Consider the following 1,629-nt stretch of genomic DNA (forward strand, 5'->3'; position numbering starts at 1 on the left):
AACCATGTCACGGCAACTTTCACATACTATGGACTCTGTTTCAATAAGAAGCGACGAGGAGATACTCGCGCTCTCAATAGATTCCCCGACATTTTTTGCGGTGCTTGTTGATCGATATCAACAGGCGTTTTTGAGGAGAGCGGAACGCATTGTCGGCGGAAGAGAAGAAGCGCAAGACATCGTGCAGGAAACATTTACCAAAATATACGTGAATGCCGCGCGTTTCAAGAGCGTGCCCGGCGCGTCATTCAAATCGTGGGCGTACAAGATATTGCACAACACGGCATTCACCTCGTACCAGAGTATGCGAAAGAGGGGAGTCGCGGAAGTTCATCTTGAGATGGAGGTATATGAAATATTGCCCGATGCATCAAGCGAGACTTCTCATCGCAAAAGAGAGCTCTCTGACTACATCGCTTCGGTGATCTCACGGATGCCTTCTTCGCTCGGGCGACTGCTCCAACTCCATTTTTTGGAAGACAAGTCGCACAAAGAGATCGCGGAAATTGAACATACTTCCGTCGGTGCCATAAAGACAAGGATCCACCGCGCGAAAAATGAATTTAAAAAAATTGAACTCTCCCTTGTCTGATAAGATTTTAATATGAACGATACGCAATTTAAAAAAAGCATCATGCGCAGAGTCTATGCGATCTGGGCGCTTCGCCGCATGACGACCCCCACGATGCTGAAGTTTTACATACTCACTACCTTTCTATGGCAGTCGGCTTACTATGTGTCGCTCCCGCAGGTTTTTACCAATTCGCCGGCGATCACTGACGTCTCCGCAAATTATTCTTTTGCGCTCACGGCGTTTTCGCGCACGGAATTAATGACGCAGATCCTTTTTGCGGGAATTATTTGCCTCGCTCTGTGGTTTGCAAACGATATGTATAAGTATGCCGTGATACGACGGCACCACAATAACAGGATGCGCATGTAAACCGAAGTATGGAAGTCAGACTTCCGCAAGATTCTTGTGGGTGCCGAGTACGCGTTGACCGAGCACCACTTTTACTATTGAAACAAATGAGGCTTTTGGCGCATAATGGAATCATTGTTTCCGCAGATATCCAATGAAGGAGTTATTAAAAGTAGTGCTCGGTTGACGCGCTCTTTTACGGAGGGTAGTATAAAGGGAGTCAACCAAAGGAGGTAGTAGCTATGTGTGGACCTGTTATCCAAAGACAAGCGGGCAGAGAGGATGTCTCTCTCTTTCTTTCCGAAATATATCAGTGGAAGAATAAAGCCTTGATGGACGTGCTTGAAAAAGTAAAGAAACAACTTCTCAGCGTTGAGGAAGCGCTTGAGGCATTGTTTCTTGATGGGTCGCGCGATGAACTTCTCTATTGTTTTCTCTTGTTCCTCTCCGGCAGGCATAAACATTGCCTCCGGCTCATTGAATTATTGAGAAAACAGCAGATCAGTGTTGATGAGGCGAGAGAGGAAGTCCGTTACCACAAAGAGAAAGAGTGCGGGAAAGCAAAAGAATTCACAAAACAGTACATACTGCAAAAGCACCACACTTCCAAAGCCGCTTGATACCAAGCGGCTTTTTTGTTTACCGTTACGAAGAACCCTTTTACTACTCCAGTATACTGGAGTAGTAAATGAAAAGAGGAAGATAAT

General features: G+C 45.9%; 3 protein-coding genes. All 3 read left to right on the forward strand.

From position 1 onward, the window contains the following. Positions 1-592 (forward strand): sigma-70 family RNA polymerase sigma factor (locus AAB523_03500; GenBank protein MEK7556319.1); only part of this gene is annotated, 592 nt, incomplete at its 5' end. Positions 593-604: 12 nt separating this feature from the next. Further along, positions 605-943, forward strand: coding sequence for a hypothetical protein (locus AAB523_03505; GenBank protein MEK7556320.1), 339 nt, complete (start codon positions 605-607; stop codon positions 941-943). A gap of 221 nt (positions 944-1,164) precedes the next feature. Further along, positions 1,165-1,542 (forward strand): hypothetical protein, encoded by a 378-nt coding sequence (locus tag AAB523_03510; protein ID MEK7556321.1) that lies wholly within the window; start codon positions 1,165-1,167, stop codon positions 1,540-1,542. Positions 1,543-1,629: the final 87 nt, after the last annotated feature.

Source organism: Patescibacteria group bacterium, from assembly GCA_038063375.1.
Classification (GTDB): domain Bacteria; phylum Patescibacteriota; class Minisyncoccia; order Phycocordibacterales; family JANLHH01; genus JANLHH01.